Below are 21,718 nucleotides of genomic sequence, written 5' to 3' on the forward strand. Positions count from 1 at the left end.
GCCGGTTAATTGAAGGTAAAGGACCCCTTTGGCAAATCGCCAACAAGACATCCCATTTTTTTGGGATTTCGCAAAAATACATTATCTAAGGAATTCATCCTACTTAATTATGCCAATTTTGGTAGTACCCACCGCGGTTTTTCCCTTTGGGATCGCATACTAAGAAGGCTTTTGTACTCAGGCAGGTACAGCTCAAAATGGCCTGGATCAATATTTCAAACGTTGTAGTAAGTAAATTGGATGGAACGCAATTTGCACATGCGAATTTCAATACGGTTACCGTCCTATTCAGATTGTTACCTTCTTAACAAGACAGTTATCAAGTGTAATAAATAATTAGTTAAATTGCGATCTATCAACTAAACCAAACCGAATAATGGGAAATCTCAGTATTCTCGATTTCGTCGTAATTGCCCTTTATTTCTTATTAGTTTTTGGAATTGCCTGGTTCGTTACCGTAAAAGAGAAGAGCGGCGCAAGTTCCTCGGATTATTTCCTGGGGGGCAGAAACCTCGGTTGGTTTGCTATTGGGGCGTCTCTTTTTGCCAGTAATATAGGTTCTGAACACCTGATCGGCCTTTCCGGCTCAGGAGCACGCGGAGCCTTTCCGGAAGCACAGTTTGAAATTTTAGCCGCGCTGATACTGCTTTTGCTTGGGTGGGTCTTTGTTCCCTTTTACATCAAAAGTGGTGTTTTTACCATGCCTGAGTTTTTGGAAAGGAGATATAACAAAGGTTCCCGGATCTATCTCTCCATGATCTCCATCATATCTTATGTACTCACCAAGATCTCCTTTACCATCTTTGCAGGCGCTCTTGTTTTTGAAGTGCTGCTGGGCATACCTTTTTGGACCGGAGCTATCGTTACCGTAATTGCTACCGGGATATATACTGTCTTTGGAGGATTAAAAGCGGTGATCTACACGGATATGGTGCAATCCATAATTTTTATCCTGGGCGGAATTGCCGCTACTTATTTTGGCCTTCAGGCGATTGGGGGATGGGATAATGTGCTGCAGGCGATACAGGACAATGCGCCGGAACCCGATACCTTTATGAGCTTGTGGAGGAACAAGGAATATCCCTGGACCGGAGTGTTACTGGGGGCTCCTATACTTGGCATATGGTATTGGTGTACGGATCAGTTCATAGTACAGCGTGTCCTTTCCGCCAAAAACGTGAAAGTAGCCCGTCAGGGAACTATTTTTGGTGGATTCTTAAAACTATTACCGCTATTTATATTCGTGATACCCGGGATAATAGCCTATGCGCTTTCAGTAACCGAATTCCCGGACATGTTTACAGTGACCAACCCGGTTACCGGGGAAACCAAAACCACTACGGACGCTGCCTTACCCGCTTTAATACTCAGGGTTCTTCCCATGGGCTTTAAAGGGCTGGTAGTCGCAGGTTTCCTGGCGGCGCTTATGAGTTCCTTGTCCAGCGTTTTTAACAGTACTTCAACGCTATTTACGTTTGATTTCTATAAGCAATGGCGAAAGAATGCCTCGGAGAAGGAATTGGTCAATGTTGGACGAATTGCCACGGTGATCCTGGTGATCATCGGGCTTCTTTGGATCCCTTTTATGCGTAAACTCACAGAAGGCGGAGGGATCTATAAATATCTGCAGAGTGTACAGGCCTATATTTCACCGCCCATTGCCGCCGCCTTCCTGCTGGGGATCTTTTACAAGAAAATCAATGGCAAAGGGGCCCTGGCTGCCCTGTGGACAGGTTTTGTGCTGGGGATAGGCCGACTGGTGCTTGAATTTATGAGTGTAGAAGGAGGGCTGGCCATTTCAGAAACTTCACTTTTAGGAACTTTAATAACGATGAACTTCCTCCATTACGCCATATTCCTGTTTGTAACCAGTATTGCCATTATGATCCTGGTAAGTCTAAGCACTCAGAAAAAGGCAAAAGAGGTTGATGCCGTACTTACTTATAATTACAAAGAGCGTAAGCCATTCCGCTTAACTAAGGAAGCCCTGCTTACTATGGTGATTATTGTATTGGTATTGATCATGTGGTGGGTTTTTAGATAGGATATGATAGGAATTTTAACTTTTTTAGGATTTACATCCCTGGTCGGGATTATTTCCTACCTGGCAACGCGATCTACAGATGAAACCTCTTCGGATGGTTATTTTTTAGGAGGAAGAAGCCTCACGGCAGGAGTGATCGCCGGATCACTTTTATTGACCAACCTTTCAACGGAACAGATAGTCGGGCTAAATGGAAGCGCCTATAAAGACGGCCTGTCCGTAATGGCATGGGAGACACTTGCTGCAATTGCCATGGTTGTGACTGCTGTATTTCTTTTACCGCGTTACCTCAAAGGGGGACTTACGACCGTACCCCAATTCCTGTCGGATCGTTTTGACGTCTCAACCAAGACCATAACCTCCGGTTTGTTCCTAACGGGCTATGTGGTGGTGTTGCTTCCGGTGATCCTTTATTCCGGATCGGTAGCTATAAGCGGAATGTTCAATGTTCCTGAACTGCTGGGAGTGTCAGATACCACAGCCCTGGTTATTTGTATTTGGGGGATAGGTGTTATTGGTTCCATTTATGCGGTTTTTGGAGGACTAAAAGCGGTTGCGGTCTCGGACAGTATAAATGCGATCGGGCTGATCGCGGGTGGTATTCTAATACCGGTTTTTGGTTTGATGGCCATTGGCGGTGGCAGTGTAATTGAAGGTTTGGATATCCTTATGGCGGCCAACCCGGAACGCTTTGATTCCACCGGTGAACACGGGCAGGAAGTTCCTTTTAGTACCATTTTTACAGGGATGATGCTGGTACAACTCTTTTATTGGGGTACAAATCAACAGATCATCCAGCGAGCGCTCGGTGCAAAGAACCTCGCGGAAGGGCAGAAGGGGCTTTTGCTTGCCTCTTTCCTAAAGATCCTAGGGCCGATTATTCTGGTTTTGCCAGGTATGATCGCCTATCACTATTTTGAAGGCGGACTGGCCTCAAGCGACATGGCTTATCCCGAACTGGTACGGGCGGTATTGCCTAAATATCTGGTTGGGTTTTTTGCCGCGGTGCTTTTCGGGGCCATTCTGAGTTCCTTTAATAGCGTGCTGAACAGCTCCGTTACCCTTTTTGGTATAGATATTTACAAACAACACATTAATAAGGAGGCTCCTGAAAGAACAGTCGTTAAATACGGGAAGATATTTGGGATCTGCCTGGCTCTCGCGGCAATGTTCATCGCACCGATGATCGCTAATGCAGGGAGTTTATTCAATTACCTGCAGGAAATAAACGGTATTTACAGCATTCCCATTCTAACGATAATCGTGATTGGCTATCTTACGAAGAGAGTTCCGGCAATTGCAGCCAAGATCGGTATCATATCAGGGTCGTTGCTTTACATCCTGAGCCAATTTGTTCTTAAACCAAGGCTGGTGGATAGCGCTTTGGCCGAAGCCAGGGGACAGGGTATTACAGATGCGGCACAACTGGCAATTGTAGAAGCAGATGCCTATCCGCATTACCTGCACGTAATGGCGGCTTTATTTCTTGTAAACTCCCTTATAATGCTCATTATTGGCTGGATTTATCCCAGGAAGGAGGCCTTTACCTTACAGTACACGGAAAAGGTGGATATTGTCCCTTTCAAATACGTGAAGCAGATGGGTCTTGCCGTAGTGGTGATCGTGATCTGTATCTATGTGTATTTTGCTAAATAAAGCAGTTTCAGAGATAAAATTTGCGGGTGTTACTTCTTGCTGTCCAACCCGAAAGGCTTCTCCGGGAAAGTACACAAAATAACACCCGCAATTCTAGGGGATCCTAGATATATTGGTTGATAATATTCTCGAAGAGTTCCTGTTTGCCACTCTGTAACTCCAGCTCTCCATTTTCCATGGCAATATCATAAAGGTTTTTCAGATCCAGTTTGCCTTCTTCATATGCCTTACCGTTACCCTGGTCAAAAGAACTGTATCTTTTTTGTCTCAGAGATTCATAGGGGGAAGAATTCAGGATCTTATCCGCCACGATCAAAGCCCTTGCAAAGGTGTCCGCACCTCCAATATGAGCCAGGAAGATATCTTCCAGGTCGGTGGAATTCCGTCTTAACTTGGCGTCGAAGTTAATGCCGCCCCCCTGAAGTCCGCCTCCTTTTAGGAAGGTTAGCATAGCTTCGGTTACCTCCGTGATATTGTTTGGGAACTGGTCTGTATCCCAACCGTTTTGGTAATCTCCGCGGTTGGCATCTATGCTGCCAAGCATACCGTTGGCTACGGCAATTTCCATTTCGTGCTGCATGGTATGGCTCGCAAGTGTTGCGTGATTCACCTCCAGATTCAATTTGAAATCGTCCTGAAGCCCGTATTGATTCAGGAAACCAATTACCGTTGCGGCGTCAAAATCATACTGATGCTTCATAGGCTCCATAGGTTTAGGTTCTATGAAGAAAGTACCTTTGAAGCCCTGAGAACGCGCATAATCCCGAGCTAGCCCAAGGAACCTGCCCATATGGTCCAGTTCTCTTTTAATGTCCGTATTGAGCAGAGACATATAGCCTTCACGCCCTCCCCAGAAAACATAGTTTTCACCATCCAGGGCGATCGTCGCATCCAGTGCGAGCTTGATCTGCCCACCGGCTCGTGCAAGTACATTGAAATCCGGGTTTGTAGATGCCCCGTTCATGTATCGCGGATTGGAAAAGCAATTAGCTGTCCCCCACAGAAGCTTTACACCTGAAGAGGCTTTTTTCTCTTTCAGGTAGTCTACTATAGCTGCCAGCCGTTTCTCGGATTCGGCAAAGGTATTCGCCTCCCTGATAAGGTCAAAATCGTGAAAACAGAAGTAATCAAATCCTAATTTGGTGATAAACTCAAAGGCCGCGTCTGCTTTTTCTTTTGCAGCTTCCAGGGCATCGGTGGGTTCATCCCATGGAAATTTCAAGGTACCCGGGCCAAAAGGATCCGCCCCAACTCCACAGAAGGTATGCCAGTAAGCCACGGCAAATTTGAAATGTTCCCGCATGGTTTTTCCTGCCACACTTCTTTCCGGGTCGTAGTATTTGAAGGCCAGGGGGTTGTCTGAATCTTTCCCCTCAAATTTGATCTCATCGATTCCTTTGTAGTATTCCTTGTCACCAATTAGTGCCATCTTAGTTGTTTTTTAAGGTTGTTTCTAGTTCTTTTTTCCAGTTGTTGTATGCTGTTTGGTATGCTTCTGTTGATTTCAACGGTTTGAAGCTCATCACATAATCGTTGTTCATGATCTGCATCCCGAAGGCGTTGTAATCCCCCTGGTGCAGAATACAGGCTCTTGCCGCCCCAATTGCCCCGGTAGTATTGTATATTTCTATTTCCTGCTTGATCAATGTCGCTATGGTTTCCGAAAAAATATCGGATCGGAACATATTATCATTTCCTGCACGGATCACCTGAGGCCGGATGCCATCAGAAGTAAGGATCTCCATGCCGTATACGAAGGAAAAGGCGATACCTTCCAGGGCTGCCCGGCAAAGATGCGCTTTACCGTGATTGTTCAGGTTGATGTTAAAGATCCTGGAGCCGACATTTTTATTGTTCAGCATACGTTCTGCTCCATTGCCAAAAGGAAGCAATACCACTCCGTCTGAACCCACAGGAACTGAGGAGGCCAGTTGATTCATTTCTTCATAAGAACTCACGTCCAGGTTGTTGAGCAACCAGCGATACTGAATTCCTGCTCCGTTTATACATAGAAGTTTGCCGATCCTTTGTGATTCCGAATTGTAATTGACGTGGGCAAAATTATTCACCCGGGAACTCTCTTTAACTGAAAGGTTATCCGTAATGGCGTAAACCACTCCTGAGGTTCCCCCGGTGGCGGCTAGCTCCCCAGGCTGAAAGACGTTCAGGGAAAGCGCGTTGTTGGGCTGGTCTCCTGCACGATAGAGGATCGGGGTGCCTTCTGCCAATCCTGACTCGCTCGCGCCCTGGGCGGAAACTGTCCCCTGTTCTGAAAAAGTCGGGCGCAGTTTCGGAATATGATTTTGATCCAAACCGTAGTGATCCAATAACCAAACCGCGGGTTCTCCCTTTTCAAAATCCCAGAAAATACCTTCTGAGAGTCCGGAAACGGTAGAGTTGATTTGCCCACTAAATCTAAAGGCCACGTAGTCGCCCGGCAGCATAAACTTGCTTATCCTGGCGTAGTTTTCCTGTTCATTCTCCTTGACCCATTTGAGTTTAGAGGCTGTAAAATTTCCTGGTGAATTGAGCAATTGTCTGGCACAGCGATCTTCACCCAATTCTCTAAAAGCCTTATCACCGATGTCGACGGCGCGGCTGTCGCACCAAATGATGGAATTTCTTATGACTTTTCCCTGCTCATCAACCAGCACCAGGCCGTGCATTTGATAGGATATCCCAATACCGATGATCTCGGATGCGGCAATACCGGTTTCTTTGAGTAATTTTTTGGTGGCATTACAAATATGGGTCCACCAGTCTTCTGGGTTTTGTTCTGCCCAACCGTTGTTCAGGGCCAGCATGCCCATCTCTTTTTCCGGTTCGTTGACCACTGCCATGCTCTTGCCGGAATGAGCGTCTACAAGAGCAGCTTTAATGGAAGAGCTACCGATATCATAGCCTATGTTGTACATGGAAATTGCTTAACTAAAATGAAATCTCCAAGATATCGTTTTTAACAGGACAGGGCAAGTTGGATTATAAAAAAAGCCCTGACGAATTTGTCAGGGCTTTTTAACACTTAAAATCTTAAACTTAGTATCCGGGATTCTGAACCAGGTTAGGGTTAGAAAGGATCGCAACGGCTGGGATAGGGAATAGGTTCCTATCTGCATTACCAACTGCGGCCGGATCTTTAAATGGCCAGTCTTTTGTAAACTGTCCGTATCTCAGGAGATCATTTCTTCTCCAGTACTCAGCGTACAATTCACGTACTCTTTCATCCAGTAATTCATCTTCGTTGATGGTTCCCAGAGGAGAAGCGCTACGAATTGTTCTAAGTTCATTTACCATGGCCAGAGCGTCTCCTCCGGACCTGAGTGTAGCTTCAGCTTTCATAAGGTGAGCATCGGCATAGCGGAACAAGATCATGTGTTGTCTACGTGAACCTGCCGGGCTACTTGGGTGGTACTTGATCACCCTCACACCTGTACGCTCATTGTTACCAACAAGTCCGGGAAAGTCTTTGGTGAAAACCAGAGGAGCACCTGGACGATCATTAAGTGGTGTACCATCCTGCTCATACTGCTGACCGATAAGGAATCCGTATCCGATCCCCAGGTTGTCCGCTGTTGCGGTTGTAGCATCCGGAACCCATCCTCTTCTTTCTTCCTGTCCGTCTCCAACGTAGTTGGTATTCGGATCTCCTTCAAAAAGATCATAGATCTCCGCCAAAGTGGCAAATCCATTCCAACCACCACCTTCATTATCGGGAGCATTGAGGTTGTAGTGGAGCGTATTCCAGATCCTGGTTCCAACATCGCCACGGATAACGAAAACACTTTCTGTGTCCTCTGTTGGCTCAAAGATGTCAAAGTAACCCGAATCCAGTGCAAAACCATCTGCTGTGATCGCGTCAACTGCAGTGATCACTCCGGCGTAATTTGCAGTTCCCGTATAACGATCTGCATTTAGGTAAAGCTTGGCCAAAAGGAAATTGGCAGCAGCTTTTGATGCCTGAAAGGGATCACCTCCAGGGCCGATTGTTGGTAAATCGGGAAGTGCTTCGTTGATATCGCCAAGGATAAAGTCATAGGCTTCCTGTGGCGATAAGATCCTTGGATCAATCTCAGGTCCTTCATCTACTTCCCTGAAAGGAACTTGCCCCCATAGATCCATTACGAAATACATGTTAAGAGCACGAAGGAATTTTGCTTCGGCAATCTGTTGATTGGTAAATTCACCTAATGCGGCAGTTCTTGGGTCTATCAATTCACTAGCCCTGAAAACTGCCTGATTTAAGTTATTCCAAGCATCTAAAATAAATCCGTGATTAGCATCCCAGGTATGGTTGTGATAGGCTCTCCAGATCCCGTTATCCCCCCAGTCTGTTCCACGGGTTGGGACGAGTAATTCATCTGAAGCGACTTCACTCATACCGTACATTCTCTCCTGGTTACCAAAGTTGCCTCCTACATCAGTATAAAGCTGATCCAGAGCTCCGGCTGCACCTTCTACACCTCCAAATTCTCCCGAATCCTCAGCAATGATGGAATCGGTTTCCTCAATCTCAAGGTCGGTACATGAGATGAACAAGGCAGCTACAATAGCTGAAACCCATCCGACCTGATTAAAAATTCTTCTTTTTTTCATAATAACTTTTTTTTATTTAAAATGTAGCATTAATTCCGAAAGTTACCGTTCTGGGTCTAGGGAATCCAGTATAGTCAATACCAGCAACTGGTAGTCCGTTTAACAGGTCGCCCGCTGCAGCCGAAGGAGCCGGAGCAACACTAACCTCAGGATCCAGACCGCTATAGTCAGTAATAACGAAAAGGTTCTGCCCTGTCAAAGATAACCTAAGTGATTTAAATGCACCCTCTCCTGAAACCGGAACATTGTATCCGATAGAGGCGGTCTGGAGTCTTACAAAATCACCTTTCTCAAGGAATCTTGTAGAAACCGCTGCCTCTGCAGAACCAGCTTCCCCGCTAGTCAGAACATCAGGAGTCACATTTCTTGCATTCTGTATGGCACCAGCCGTAAAGAATGCGTTTCTTGTATTGTTGTAAACATAGTTTCCGAATTGGCCGGTTAGGTAGGCCGCGAAATCCCAGTTTTTGTAGTTAAGCGAAGTAGAGAAACCTCCGGTAATGTCAGGAAGAGCTCCCTTGTCCACAAATTGCTGGATATCACCAATTGGCTGTCCGTTGCTGTCAAATCCTTCAAATTCCCTTACAAAGAAAGCGAAAAGCGGTTGGCCGGCTGCCAATAACTGGGAGAAGGCTCTTGAGAGACCCTGACCACGGATTGTACCTGCAGGGATAAATCCGTCAAAGTTCTGGATCTCATTCTCGTTGTATGCCATGTTGAAACCGGCAGTCCAGTAGAAGTCCTCACCTTGTACGATATCGTAATTCAGAGCAAATTCAACACCCTGGTTAATTACGTTAGCATCCAGGTTCTGGAAAAAGAACGGCTGTGGTGATGGCTGAGCCGCTGTAACGCTGAGCAGAAGATCCTGAGTGTCCTTATAGTATACATCAAAACTACCGTTCAGACGATCGTTGTTGAATCCGAAATCAACACCTATGGAATACTGAGTTGTGGATTCCCACTTCAGATCCGGGTTTGCGAAGGAAACCGAAGTGATTCCAGGGATATTAATGTCTCCATTATCCTGAATAAGGTTTCCACCAGCATAGCGTTGCCTTCTAATGAAGTTACCATATCCCAAACCATCCTGGCTACCACTGACACCATATCCTAGTCTCAACTTAAGGGTTGAAATGCTCTCGCCTATGAAGTCTTCTTCGTTGATCTTCCAGGCAAAGGCTCCTGATGGGAAAATACCGTATTGATTGTTCTCACCAAATCGGGACGAACCATCCGCTCTTACTGTAGCTGTGAAGAGGTATTTGTCTGCGATAGAATAATTGACTCTGGCGAAGAAAGACTGTAGTTCGTCAGTGAAGTCAAAAGTGTCTCCGAATACAGATCGCACTTGTTTCACACCGCCACTTAGTGGAAGCATATCCACTTGGGCCGTTGGGAAAAGTCTTGTCACAAAAAAGTCACTGGCTCCCTGTCCACTGCCGTATGATTGATAACTTCCGCTGATCAGAGCTTCCAAGCCGTTGGCAGTAGCTTCCAGGTCACTGGCCATTTGGTTGAGGTCCGGAGTAGCGTAACCCCATCCGGTAACGTTTCTTCCTCTTCTATTAAAATCCTGATAAGAGAAACCTCCCAAAGCTTCAAGTCTTGAATTTTCAAACTCCTTGGTATAAGTCAGAGTAGCTTCCAATAGCCTGTTTTCAGCAATTACATCTGACAAAGCTCCTCTACCATTTCCCTGGGCTCCTCTATCTACATTGGTTGCAAGAGCGTTAATGCTTTGCTCACGTGAAGAATCAGACTTGTCATAACCTAAATTAATTTTGGCTGTGAGTTCATCTGTAATATCGTACTCGGCAGAAAAATTAAGGAGAATACGATCTGTGGCCGTCTCATCCTGGAAATTTTCCAACAGGTTGGCCGGGTTGATCTGGCCTCCTGTATCAAAAGAAGCGCTTACCGGCCAGGTTGGGTTGGCAGAATAAGCTGCACCGAGTAAATCCCCACGGAAACCAGCACTACCACTAAGTGGTGGAGCTTCGTCGTTTACTCTTGATAATGTACCCTGAAGGTTCAATCTAAGCTTATCGTCAAGGAAACGATGTGCCCAGTTAACACGTCCTGTTATTCTTTCCTGAGAAGATTTTTCAACAACACCGAATTGCTTACCATAGTTAAAGGTAGCTCTTACATTACCGCTTCCGTAATTCATAGAATACGCCAGGTTGTTATTTGTGGAAGCAGTAGAACGGGTTACATAATCCTGCCAATTTGTGTTGGCCCCAAAATCCTGGGCAGCAGGATCACCTCCGAATTGGGCAACTCCCGCTAAGAATCCGGTTCTGTCTAAAAGATCGTACTCCTCGGCGGGTGTAGCGAAACTAAGTTCAGAAGAGAACTCCCAGGTTCCGCCTTCGGCACCACCTTTACCACTTTTGGTAGTAATGATCACAACACCATTCGCACCCCTGGATCCGTAGATCGCGGTTGCAGAGGCATCTTTCAGAATACTGATACTTTCAATATCATTCGGGTTAAGGAACGCCAATGGGTTTTTGGCCGAACTGGAACCAACACCGACATTAGACCCTTCAGCAGAGGTATCGTCTCCTGCTAATGGAACCCCGTCCACAACAAATAGAGGGTTGTTGTTGGAACGTACGGAAGAAGTACCCCGAATCCTGATGGCTACTCCCGCTCCTGGTTCACCACTCGCCTGAGCGATCTGAACCCCGGCAGTTTTACCCTGGATCAGCTGTTCAGGTGAGGTGATAACCCCTTTTTGGAAATCCTCCGAAGTTACCGCGGCAACGGCTCCGGTTGCATCCTTGATCGTGGTTTGACCGTAACCGATGATAACCACTTCGTCCAGGGCCTGAGCGTCTTCCTCCAACACTACATTGATGGTCGACTGCCCATTTACTGCAATTTCCTGAGTAGCATACCCTATGTAACTAAAGACCAGTGTGGCGTTACTGTCTACATTACTAATGGTATAATTACCATCAAAATCTGTTTGTGTACCATTTGTGGTTCCCTTTACAACGACACTGGCCCCGGGCAATGGACCTGTGGCGTCAGATACGGTACCTGATACGTCTTGCGCCTTTACCAGCCCGAAGCATAAAATTGCCCCAACCAGCATAAAGGCCTTTAGTAGCGTAATCTTCATAAATAGTTAATTTTAAGTTTAGTTAATTTTAATTCCAAGGTTAAACATATATAAAAAAATTGTTAATTTCCTATACGTTATAATGAGTGGTGTTACGAAAACGGTTTCGTGTTAATAACTTTTAGAAAATGCAGAACACATAATCTAAGGTAGTTTAAATTATGTGATCCTTACAATTGGGGTGTGATATTTATTAAAACCGAAACAAATATAGTACTTTTTTAATTCTCAATCCTTCAAGTATGCTTTTAATAGGGGAAATGCCCGTAATTGCAACTGTTAAATAAATGGATTTTTTAAGATTTCTTTTACGTATATTTAAACCCGGTTTTATCGTGGTCTAAGCTAAACCGTTTTGAAACAAAAAATAACCTTAAAACACATCGCAAGGGAATTGGAGGTATCAATTTCCACGGTCTCTAAGGCGCTTAAAAATAGTGAAGAGATCAGCCGGGATACCAAAGAAAAGGTGCAGGCGTTTGCCAAGCTTTACAATTACAAGCCCAACAATATCGCGATTAGCCTTAAAAACAAACGTACTAAGAATATAGGCGTTATAATTCCCGACATCGTTCACCATTTTTTTACTACCGTTTTCAGGGGGATCGAGAAATACGCGGATTCTCATGGTTATAATGTGATTGTCTGCGTGTCCGATGAATCATTTGACAAAGAGGTAATCAACATGGAGATGCTGGCCAACGGCAGTATAGATGGCTTTATTATGGCGCTATCCGCAGAAACCCAGTTGAAGAATGATTTTAACCATCTGAAGGAGGTCACGGAGCAGGGGATACCACTGGTACTTTTTGATCGGATTACCGATGAGATCGAGTGCGATAAGGTGGTTATTGATGACAAAGAGGCCGCCTACCAGGCAGTTACCAAACTGATCAACAATGGCCGTAAGCGTATCGCCCTGATCACAACCGAAAGTTATCTCAATGTAAGTGAAAAAAGGGCGGAAGGTTATTTTGAGGCCTTAAAGGATAATGGGCTGGCCATAGATGAAAGCCTGGTACTCCGGCTGCCTTACCAATACGAAGATGAACAAAAGAGTGGAAAATTTTTTGAATCCAAGGAAATAGATGCCGTACTTTGCGTTAATGAGATCTTTGCGATCCGTTGTATGCGTCACGCGATTAAAAAGGGGCTGAAGATTCCTGAGGATATATCATTTATAGGGTTTACAGATGGCATTCTTTCCAAGTTTGCCAACCCCAGACTTACCTCAGTTGCCCAGCACGGAGAGAGGATGGGAGAAATTGCAGCTCAGATGCTTATAGAAAAAGTGGAAAGCGAAGAAGAAAATGAAACCTATAGAACGGAAATTCTAAAATCAACCCTCATTGAGAGGGAATCTACGATCAATTAAAAATCAAGGGATTTATTTCATGGAGAAAACCGGATTTATTTTCGATTTGGATGGGGTCATTGTGGATACCGCCAAATATCATTACCTGGCCTGGAAGAAACTCGCCAATGAGTTAGGCTTCGATTTTACGGAAGAACAAAATGAATCTTTCAAAGGGGTAAGCCGCAGGAGATGCCTGGAGATTTTGCTTGAAATCGGAGGGATTGAAGCCTCCCAGGAACAATTTGACCGCTGGCTTGTTGAAAAAAACGAGGATTACCTTGCCTATATCGCTGAAATGGACGAATCCGAAATTCTGGCGGACGTTCCTAAAGTACTGAACTACCTTAGGCAATTGGATGTGCCAATGGCTCTGGGCTCTGCCAGTAAAAATGCCGTTCCCATCCTGGAAAAAGTGAAGCTTTTACCTTATTTTAAAGCAGTGGTGGATGGAACACGGGTAACCAAGGCCAAACCGGACCCTGAGGTCTTTCTGATCGCTGCCGATGAAATTGGTGTAGCGCCCTCTTCCTGTGTGGTTTTTGAAGATGCCCTTGCCGGAATAGAGGCAGCCAATATTGCAGGGATGACCAGCGTGGGAATAGGTTCGCCCGAAATTCTGGAAGCAGCAGATCACAACTTTTGGGATTTTACGGCCATCAGTACCGAATTCCTGGATAACTTAATTCGACAACGCAACAACATATTGAAATGAATCAAGATTACATTACAGCAGATCAATGGTCCATCATTGAAGAAGGATTTGAAAAGGAGCGGGTTCAGTCTTCCGAAAGTCTTTTTAGCCTTGGAAACGGTGCTATGGGACAACGGGCCAATTTTGAAGAGAACTATTCAGGAGAAACTTTTCAGGGAAGTTATATAGCAGGGGTCTACTACCCGGATAAGACCCGGGTGGGCTGGTGGAAAAACGGTTACCCGGAGTACTTTGCTAAAGTCCTGAACGCTCCGAACTGGATAGGAATAAATGTCTATGTGGATGAGGAGGCTCTGGATCTGAACACTTGTAAATCTGTCTCTGGCTTCAGACGGGAACTGAATATGAAGGAAGGCTGGTACCAGAGAAGTTTTGAGGCCACTCTCCCCAATGACGTCTCAGTCCGTGTTAAGGCTACCCGTTTCCTTAGTCTCGATCTCGATGAGATCGGTGCCATACGATTTGAAGTTACTCCGTTGAGCGGCGATGTAACCATAAAATTCGTTCCCTACCTGGACAGTAGTATCACCAATGAAGACAGCAATTGGGACGATAAATTCTGGAATACTACCAGTGTGAGCTCCGAAGGCAATCAGGCCTTTATTGAAGCCCACACCATGAAAACCAATTTTGAGACCTGCACTTTTATGCAATCGGATCTCTTGCACAACGGCAAAGCTGTACATGCGGAACCGTCTGTGATACAGAAGGAACTGTGGGTGGGTCATCAATACGAGCATAAAACAGCAAAAGGAGAGACGCTTAGCCTTCAGAAATTAGGAGGGTACACCGTATCCAGAAACCACAAAGCTGATGCGTTGATAGCGGCTGCGAAGGAGGCCATGAAAAATGCTTCTTCGCTTGGATTTGAGACGCTTATGGCAAATCAGAAAAAAGCCTGGTCCGCTATCTGGGAGATGAGCGATATTTCCATTGAAGGGGATGTAAAGGCCCAGCAGGGGATTCGCTTTAACATATTTCATCTGAACCAGACCTACCTGGGCAGAGATTCCAGGCTTAACATCGGGCCAAAAGGTTTCACCGGAGAAAAATACGGTGGAAGCACCTATTGGGATACCGAAGCCTATTGTATTCCATTCTATATGGCTACTAAAGATCATTCCGTGGCCAGGAATTTGTTGACCTACAGGTACAATCACCTGGAAAAGGCCATTGAAAACGGTGAAAAGCTCGGTTTTACGGACGGAGCTGCCCTTTACCCTATGGTTACTATGAACGGAGAAGAGTGTCATAACGAATGGGAGATCACTTTTGAAGAGATCCACAGAAATGGTGCCATCGCCTTTGCCATATACAATTATTACAGGTATACGGGGGATTACAGTTACATTCCGGAAATGGGATTGGAAGTACTTATTGGCATATCGCGTTTTTGGGGGCAGCGGGCCACCTTTTCAACACATAAGGATAAGTATGTGATCCTTGGGGTTACCGGGCCAAACGAGTACGAAAACAATGTAAACAACAATTGGTATACGAATTACATTGCCAAGTGGTGTTTGCAGTATACTCTTGAGCAGCTAAACAAGGTTAAAGAAGGTTATCCGGAAGACTACGATCGCATTATCGGGCATACCGGGCTTAAGGAGTTCGAAACAGAGGAATGGGAAACCATTGCCGGGCAACTCTATTTCCCTTATTCCGAAGAGCACAACGTCTTTCTACAGCAGGATGGCTTCCTGGATAAGGAACTGGTTACCGTTGCGGATCTGGACAAATCTCAACGGCCGATCAATCAAAAGTGGAGCTGGGACCGGATTCTGAGGTCACCCTATATCAAGCAGGCCGATGTGCTGCAGGGTTTCTATTTGTTCGAAGATCATTTCTCCCTGGAAGAACTGGAAAGGCATTTTGATTTTTATGAACCCTTTACGGTTCACGAGTCTTCTTTGTCTCCCTGTGTTCACAGTATACAGGCAGCCAAACTGGACAGGATGGACCAGGCTTACACCTTTTATCTGAGGACTTCAAGGCTGGATCTTGACGATTACAACAAAGAGGTTCACGAAGGCTTGCACATTACCTCAATGGCAGGTACCTGGATGAGTATTGTGGAAGGTTTTGGGGGACTTCGTATCGTGGAGGACAAATTATCATTTACACCCAGAATACCTAAAGAATGGGAGGCCTACTCCTTTAAGATCAATTTCAGGAACCGCATTCTCAAAGTGCGAATAAGCCATGAAGATGTGAGCCTGGAACTCGAAGGGAAAGAAGAAATGTCGCTTCGCGTGCATGGAAAAAGAGTAGTTCTCGCACCGGGCAAGCCGGTCAGTGTCTAAAATTGAACTTCTGAGCTCCAGGCAATAGGAAGGAAAAGGTTTTCCTGCTAATTCTCTGGAGTTTATTGCATCTGAATATGCTGGTTTCCCAAGATCGTAAAGACCAATTGCGCATTGAGCCCCCCAATTGGTGGGTTGGTTTCAACTCATCCAAACTGCAACTGCTTATTCAGGGTGATAATATTGGAACTTACAATCCGAAACTTACCCACGATAAGGTCAGGATCCGAAGTTGGCAGCCCGGAGATAGCCTGAATTACCTCTTTGTCGATTTGGAGATCGGAGCCGGAACAACAGCCGGACGCCTGGAGATAATCCTGGAGCACGCCTCGGAACCGCTTCAACGACTCGAATACGAACTTCTGGCCCGCGAAGGCGAGGAGGAAAACTTCGAGGGATTCACAACCTCTGACGTTATTTACCTGATCACCCCGGATCGATTTGCCAACGGTAATCCTGCAATTGACAGTATTCCGGGTATGAGGGAACAGGGGGTAAACCGTGAAGAAGACTATGCGCGTCACGGCGGGGACATCCGCGGCATCATTCAACACCTGGATTATATCAGTGAAATGGGATTCACTGCAGTTTGGCCCAGCCCGTTGCTGGTCAACGATATGCCCGAGGCCTCCTATCACGGATACGCCATTACGGATTTCTACATGGTAGACCCGCGTTTTGGGACTTTGGAAGATTACAAAGAACTGGTGTCGGAAGCCAGAAGAAAAGGGATCAAAATTGTGATGGACCAGGTGGTAAACCATTGCGGTCTGGAACATTGGTGGATGAAAGACCTGCCTTTTTCAGACTGGATACACTACCAGCAGGATTACCTTTCCGGAAAACCTTTTATAGGCACCAATCATCGCAGGACCGTAAACCAGGATAATTATGCCGCTAAGGCAGACAAAGCCATCATGAACAGAGGCTGGTTTGTTCCGTCTATGCCAGACCTCAATCAATCGAATTCCTTTATGGCTACCTATCTCATTCAAAACAGCATTTGGTGGATAGAGACCCTGGGTGTGAGCAGCGTGAGGCAAGACACTTACTCCTACCCTGAGAAAGCCTTTATGGCAGAATGGGCAAGCGCCGTAATGAGGGAGTACCCCAACTTTTCTATTGTCGGGGAGGAATGGAGCTATAACCCCTTGTTGGTAGCTTATTGGCAGGATGGAGCATCCAATAAGGACGGCTATCGCTCCTACCTGAAGAGTACTATGGATTTTCCCATGCAACGGGCATTGGTACAGGCGTTAGTTGAAGATGAACGCTCGGACAGGGGGTTGATCAAGTTGTACGAAGCCCTGGCCAACGATTTTCACTATTCCAGGCCTCAGGATCTTCTGCTCTTCGGAGACAATCACGACATAGACCGTCTCTTTACCCAGTTAAACGAGGACCTGGCGCTGATGGAAATGGCGCTGGCTTTTATTCTGACTGCACCCAGGATACCTCAGATCTATTACGGAACTGAAGTCCTGCTACAGAATAGCACCAAACGCGGCGATCACGGCCTGATCCGTTCGGATTTTCCCGGAGGATGGGATTCCGATGCCATAAACGCGTTCACAGGAGAAGGCCTTTCTCCGGACCAGAAGAAAATGCAGGACAAGCTCCGGCGGCTTCTGAATTTTAGAAAAACCAGCGAAGCGATCAGACAGGGAGCTACGGTTCATTTTGCACCCGAACAGGGAATTTATGTAATGACCAGATCCGGTAAGGACCAAACCGTTGTCCTGCTGCTAAATAAGAACCAGGAGCCGGTGCAACTGGAGTTGGAAAGATTTGAAGAATTGGATCTCCAGGATCAACCTGTAAAAGAAATAATTTCCGGAGATACGCTAAAATGGAATGAAGCCTTATCTTTAAAAAGGAAAGGGGCCTTTATTTTTGTGCTAACCCATTAATTTAATCCTATGAGTCGATTGACCCTGTTCTTTTTTTTAAGTGTGCTGTTTCTACAGGGTTGTGGAGAAAAGAAAGATCCTGAGAACAAGGTCACAGATATAAATGACACTATGAAAAAGAAGCGAAAAGAGGTGGTCTACCAAGTGTTCACGCGCTTGTTTGGCAATACCAATACCACCAACAAACCCTGGGGAACCATTGAGGAAAACGGAGTGGGTAAGTTTTCCGACTTTACGGATAAGGCTCTTAAAGAAATTAAAGACCTGGGGGTTACCTATGTCTGGTATACGGGGGTACCCCACCATGCGCTGGCCACTGATTATTCTGAATACGGAATATCCGGAGATGATCCTGATGTGATCAAGGGTAGGGCAGGATCGCCTTATGCGGTCAAGGATTACTACAGTGTGAATCCCGACCTGGCCGATGAACCGGAAAAACGGCTGGAGGAGTTTAAAGCTTTAATAGGTCGTACACATAAAGCGGACCTTAAATTGCTTATAGATATTGTTCCTAACCACGTAGCACGGAATTATGTAGGTAAGGCCACCCCGGAAGGATCAGAACCCTTTGGTTCTTCCGACGATCAAAGCGTGACCTATAGCAGGGACAACAATTTTTACTACATCCCGGACTCGGCCTTTAAAATACCCCAATGGGAAAATGGATATTTACCGCTTGGAGGTGAAGCCCATCCCAAAGTGGACGGAAAGTTTCAAGAGGTCCCTGCGAAGTGGACGGGTAACGGTTCAAGGTTGGCTCAACCGCATTTTAACGATTGGTATGAGACAGTAAAGATCAATTACGGTGTTACTCCGGAAGGCACTGCTGAATTCGAAATTCTGCCGGAAGAATACACATCCATGGATTACAAGGAACACCATGCATTTTGGTCGGACAAGCAGGTTCCGGACTCCTGGATTAAGTTTAAGGATATCGCCTTGTATTGGCTTGATATGGGCGTTGACGGATTTCGCTTTGACATGGCCGAAATGGTGCCGGTAGAGTTTTGGAGCTATATGAATTCAGCGATCAAGATGAAGAATCCGGAGGCTTTTCTCCTGGCCGAAGTGTACAATCCGGGTTTGTATAGGGATTATATCCACAGGGGCAAAATGGATTATTTGTACGACAAGGTAGAACTGTACGATAGTTTAAAACACATCATGCAGGGGCATGGCTGGACGGATCATATTCCGGTAGTACAGCGCGGGCTGGCAGATATTGAGCACCACATGCTGCACTTCCTGGAGAACCATGACGAACAGCGTATAGCAAGCCCGGAATTTGTTGGCGATGCACAGATAGGAAAACCGGCTATGGTAGTTTCCGCCACCTTAAGCACATCGCCCACCATGATCTACTTCGGACAGGAAGTGGGTGAGCCCGGAGCAGAAGATGCCGGATTCGGAAAACCGACAAGAACCTCTATATTTGATTATATCGGTGTTCCACATCACCAGCGGTGGTTGAACGAGAAAAAATTTGACGGAGGCCAGCTTCGTCCGGAAGAAAAGAAATTGCGGGACTTCTACAAACGCCTGTTGAATTTTACGATCAACAGCCCGGGTTTAATGGGGGCCTATGAAGACATTCATTATTTCAACCGGGATCATACGGAAGCCTATAACCATCGGGTACTTTCCTTTGTCCGATGGTCTGAAGATGAAAAACTTGTGGTGCTCTCTAATTTTGACAGGGATACCAGCCACGAATTTGAACTAAAGATCCCTGAGAACGTGATTGCAGCCTGGCAATTGGATCAGGAGACCTATACCCTTACAGATCAATTATATGGGAGCAAAATTGAAATGAAAGTGGAAAATGGGCAGGGAAAACTGAAGATACACCTATCTCCCTTAGAGTCTTATATTTACCGTATAGATTAGTGGCTAAAGGCGCTTAAAAGTTTTTTATTCGATTCATAATCGTAAATTTAACAGCACTTAAAACGAGCTGTGATGAGACAGATACTTGCAACGGTTTTAGTCCTTCTTGCAACTGGATGCGGACATATGTCAGACGAGCTTTTGGTTATTGGTCATAGGGGTGCGATGGGGCACGAAACGGAGAACACACTCGCTTCGGTGGAAAAGGCGATGGAATTGGGAGTGGATATGATTGAAATTGATGTCTTCAAAATAGACAGCGGCGAAATTGTAGTTTTTCATGACGAGAGGGTAGAAAGGCTTACAAATGGTGGAGGCAAGATTGAAGAATACAATATTTTTGATCTGATGCAGCTCACTCTGGACGGAAACCACAAGATCCCACAATTGCAGGATGTCCTGAAACTGATAGACGGCAAGGTGGCTTTGAATATAGAGCTAAAAGGAGCTAACACCGCACAACGTGTAAATTTCATAACAGATTACTATATCAAGGAAAGGGGCTGGACACTGGACCAGTTTGTTATCTCCAGCTTTAACTGGGACGAACTTCGCAAGATGCGTAGCTTGAATGACGATATCGCTATCGCTGTGCTTACGGAAGCAGATCCCTTAGAAGCCCTTCCAACGGCTAAGGAACTAAATGCTATGGCCATTAACCCCAATTTTAAAATGCTAAACCGGGAAAACGTTACTGCTTTACAGCAAGCCGGCTACAGGGTCTATACCTGGACGGTAAACGAACCCGAAGATATTGATAGAATGAAGGAATTAGGGGTAGACGGTATTTTCACTAACTACCCGGAACGACTCCGTTAATGTTTGATGTAATTGTGATCGGCGGCGGTGCTGCCGGTTTTTATGGGGCCATACATATCGCCCTGGCTCGTCCTCACCTTAAGATAGCGATCCTGGAAAGAGGGAAACAGGTATTGGCCAAAGTGAGAATATCGGGTGGTGGTCGATGTAATGTCACTCATGCCATTTTTGACCCAGCTGAATTTGTACGGAATTACCCAAGGGGGGAGCGAGAGCTTTTAGGCCCCCTTCACAAGCATGGTAGCGCTGATACAGTAGACTTTTTTGAGTCGCTGGGGGTAGCGCTTAAAACTGAATCCGATGGTAGGATGTTCCCGGTAACGGACTCTTCTCAGACCGTTATTGACAGTCTTATGGAGCAGGTTGAACGTCTGGGAATACAACTTTTTAGGCAGAGCGGTGTAAAGCAGATAATTCCTTTGGACCATAATGAGGGGAAGGGATCCGAAACCCACTGGCGGGTTAAATCCATAAAGAAAACCTATACCACCAGAAAGGTGCTCCTGGCGACAGGAAGCAATATCAGGATTTGGGATATTCTCCAGAATCTGGGGCATACCATTGTAAGTCCCGTTCCATCCCTGTTTACTTTCAATATTTCTGATAACAGGATCAAGGGACTGCAGGGCGTAAGTACCCATGCCCAGGTGGAGGTGCTTCAAGACGGAAAACCCAGAAAGGCCATCACGGTTTCATTGCGAAGTGCCAGCGAAAGATCCCCTAAATTGAGAGCCGAAGGCCCTCTATTGATCACTCATTGGGGAATGAGCGGTCCTGCGGTATTAAAGCTCTCGGCCTGGGGCGCCAATATCCTGAACTCCTACAATTACAATTTCAGGATCAGGGTCAACTGGATTCCGGAATACCAAAGGGAAGGGGTGCAATCCCTGTTACGGGAAGTAAAAGTGGTAGAATCCAGAAAGACCGTATTTCGCACTCAGGCCCTGGATCTCCCCAGGCGTTTGTGGCGGAATCTTGTAAAAGCTTCGGGTATCAGTGAGCAGATGAAATGGGCGGAAGTACCCCAAAAACTAATGGAAAATCTGGCCGGCCAGCTTACGGGATCGGAATTCCGGGTTCAGGGCAAAAGTACTTTCAAGGAGGAATTTGTAACCGCAGGCGGTGTACATCTGAAAGAGATTAACTTTAAGACATTCGAAAGCAAATTGCACAAGAATTTATTTCTTGCGGGGGAGGTGATCAATGTGGATGGGATAACCGGGGGTTTCAATTTTCAGAATGCATGGACCGGGGCCTATATCGCCGCCCAGGCCATCTCCAAAGATCTTTAAATATCTGAA

13 protein-coding genes are annotated in these 21,718 nt (G+C 45.9%); 9 read left to right on the forward strand and 4 right to left on the reverse strand.

Annotated elements, in window-relative coordinates; translation table 11 throughout:
* Positions 1-376: 376 nt before the first annotated feature.
* Positions 377-2,044: a sodium:solute symporter gene (locus tag GTQ38_RS12055; RefSeq protein ID WP_161435772.1), complete on the forward strand. Its 1,668-nt coding sequence runs from the start codon at positions 377-379 to the stop codon at positions 2,042-2,044.
* Between the two features lie 3 nt (positions 2,045-2,047).
* Positions 2,048-3,700 (forward strand): solute:sodium symporter family transporter, encoded by a 1,653-nt coding sequence (locus tag GTQ38_RS12060; protein WP_161435773.1) that lies wholly within the window; start codon positions 2,048-2,050, stop codon positions 3,698-3,700.
* A gap of 103 nt (positions 3,701-3,803) precedes the next feature.
* Here GTQ38_RS12060 and xylA read toward each other — a convergent pair whose 3' ends face one another.
* From xylA to GTQ38_RS12080, 4 genes are all read right to left on the reverse strand, one after another.
* Positions 3,804-5,129, reverse strand: a complete 1,326-nt coding sequence (gene xylA / locus GTQ38_RS12065; protein WP_161435774.1) for a xylose isomerase — start codon at positions 5,127-5,129, stop codon at positions 3,804-3,806.
* A 1-nt stretch (position 5,130) separates the two neighbouring features.
* Positions 5,131-6,615, reverse strand: coding sequence for a xylulokinase (locus GTQ38_RS12070; protein WP_161435775.1), 1,485 nt, complete (start codon positions 6,613-6,615; stop codon positions 5,131-5,133).
* Positions 6,616-6,736: 121 nt separating this feature from the next.
* The gene (locus GTQ38_RS12075) at positions 6,737-8,293 is read right to left on the reverse strand and encodes a RagB/SusD family nutrient uptake outer membrane protein (RefSeq protein WP_161435776.1); all 1,557 of its coding nucleotides are present in this window, start codon (positions 8,291-8,293) and stop codon (positions 6,737-6,739) included.
* Between the two features lie 16 nt (positions 8,294-8,309).
* Positions 8,310-11,426, reverse strand: coding sequence for a SusC/RagA family TonB-linked outer membrane protein (locus GTQ38_RS12080; RefSeq protein WP_161435778.1), 3,117 nt, complete (start codon positions 11,424-11,426; stop codon positions 8,310-8,312).
* Positions 11,427-11,781: 355 nt separating this feature from the next.
* Between GTQ38_RS12080 and GTQ38_RS12085 the strand changes: the two genes are divergently transcribed.
* From GTQ38_RS12085 to GTQ38_RS12115, 7 genes are all read left to right on the forward strand, one after another.
* Positions 11,782-12,801 (forward strand): LacI family DNA-binding transcriptional regulator, encoded by a 1,020-nt coding sequence (locus tag GTQ38_RS12085; protein WP_161435779.1) that lies wholly within the window; start codon positions 11,782-11,784, stop codon positions 12,799-12,801.
* Positions 12,802-12,820: 19 nt separating this feature from the next.
* Positions 12,821-13,495 (forward strand): beta-phosphoglucomutase, encoded by a 675-nt coding sequence (gene pgmB, locus GTQ38_RS12090; protein ID WP_161435781.1) that lies wholly within the window; start codon positions 12,821-12,823, stop codon positions 13,493-13,495.
* A complete protein-coding gene (locus GTQ38_RS12095) occupies positions 13,492-15,798 on the forward strand; it encodes a glycoside hydrolase family 65 protein (RefSeq protein ID WP_161435783.1) in 2,307 nt (768 codons plus the stop codon). The genes pgmB and GTQ38_RS12095 overlap by 4 nt, the downstream gene beginning before the upstream one ends.
* Positions 15,799-15,875: 77 nt before the next feature.
* Complete coding sequence (locus GTQ38_RS12100) at positions 15,876-17,708, forward strand: glycoside hydrolase family 13 protein (protein WP_161435784.1); 1,833 nt, start codon at positions 15,876-15,878, stop codon at positions 17,706-17,708.
* A 9-nt stretch (positions 17,709-17,717) separates the two neighbouring features.
* Positions 17,718-19,598, forward strand: a complete 1,881-nt coding sequence (locus GTQ38_RS12105) for an alpha-amylase family protein (protein ID WP_394350967.1) — start codon at positions 17,718-17,720, stop codon at positions 19,596-19,598.
* A gap of 72 nt (positions 19,599-19,670) precedes the next feature.
* Positions 19,671-20,417 (forward strand): glycerophosphodiester phosphodiesterase, encoded by a 747-nt coding sequence (locus tag GTQ38_RS12110; protein WP_161435786.1) that lies wholly within the window; start codon positions 19,671-19,673, stop codon positions 20,415-20,417.
* The gene (locus tag GTQ38_RS12115; RefSeq protein ID WP_161435787.1) at positions 20,417-21,709 is read left to right on the forward strand and encodes a BaiN/RdsA family NAD(P)/FAD-dependent oxidoreductase; all 1,293 of its coding nucleotides are present in this window, start codon (positions 20,417-20,419) and stop codon (positions 21,707-21,709) included. Before GTQ38_RS12110 ends, GTQ38_RS12115 begins: the two co-directional genes overlap by 1 nt.
* The last annotated feature ends 9 nt before the right edge of the window (positions 21,710-21,718 follow it).

The organism is Poritiphilus flavus (genome assembly GCF_009901585.1).
GTDB lineage: Bacteria > Bacteroidota > Bacteroidia > Flavobacteriales > Flavobacteriaceae > Poritiphilus > Poritiphilus flavus.

Coding starts and splice junctions, on each gene's coding strand:
- GTQ38_RS12060 (WP_161435773.1), top strand. CDS start 2,048: ATGATAGGAATTTTAACTTTTTTAGGATTTACATCCCTGGTCGGGATT.
- GTQ38_RS12115 (WP_161435787.1), top strand. CDS start 20,417: ATGTTTGATGTAATTGTGATCGGCGGCGGTGCTGCCGGTTTTTATGGG.
- GTQ38_RS12110 (WP_161435786.1), top strand. CDS start 19,671: ATGAGACAGATACTTGCAACGGTTTTAGTCCTTCTTGCAACTGGATGC.
- pgmB (WP_161435781.1), top strand. CDS start 12,821: ATGGAGAAAACCGGATTTATTTTCGATTTGGATGGGGTCATTGTGGAT.
- GTQ38_RS12080 (WP_161435778.1), bottom strand. CDS start 11,426: ATGAAGATTACGCTACTAAAGGCCTTTATGCTGGTTGGGGCAATTTTA.
- GTQ38_RS12075 (WP_161435776.1), bottom strand. CDS start 8,293: ATGAAAAAAAGAAGAATTTTTAATCAGGTCGGATGGGTTTCAGCTATT.
- GTQ38_RS12070 (WP_161435775.1), bottom strand. CDS start 6,615: ATGTACAACATAGGCTATGATATCGGTAGCTCTTCCATTAAAGCTGCT.
- GTQ38_RS12095 (WP_161435783.1), top strand. CDS start 13,492: ATGAATCAAGATTACATTACAGCAGATCAATGGTCCATCATTGAAGAA.
- xylA (WP_161435774.1), bottom strand. CDS start 5,129: ATGGCACTAATTGGTGACAAGGAATACTACAAAGGAATCGATGAGATC.
- GTQ38_RS12055 (WP_161435772.1), top strand. CDS start 377: ATGGGAAATCTCAGTATTCTCGATTTCGTCGTAATTGCCCTTTATTTC.
- GTQ38_RS12100 (WP_161435784.1), top strand. CDS start 15,876: ATGCTGGTTTCCCAAGATCGTAAAGACCAATTGCGCATTGAGCCCCCC.
- GTQ38_RS12105 (WP_394350967.1), top strand. CDS start 17,718: ATGAGTCGATTGACCCTGTTCTTTTTTTTAAGTGTGCTGTTTCTACAG.